The organism is Nocardioides sp. CPCC 206348 (genome assembly GCF_048654705.1).
Classification (GTDB): domain Bacteria; phylum Actinomycetota; class Actinomycetes; order Propionibacteriales; family Nocardioidaceae; genus Nocardioides.
On sequence record NZ_JBMCZA010000233.1, the window covers coordinates 7640 to 7846 of the forward strand.

The window sequence follows — 207 nt, forward strand, 5'->3', positions numbered from 1 at the left end:
GATCTTCGACGTGGGCACCCAGGCCGTATTGGTCCTCTGGATTCGACCATAGTCGTTCGTCGGGAACGAGGTTCCGGCCACCGGGCCGATCGGGCCGGCGGGCCCGGACCAGGTGCCCCCGAGGTTCGTGCAGTGGCCGGCGGTGATGACGTAGACAACTCCCGCCGCGTTGCGGGCGGTGAAGCCCAGCGAGCAGCGAGCGCTGCC

1 pseudogene is annotated in these 207 nt (G+C 69.6%); it reads right to left on the minus strand.

The window, feature by feature from the left end:
* A pseudogene (locus ACOADB_RS26620) lies at nucleotides 1–207 on the minus strand (hypothetical protein); the annotation flags it as partial.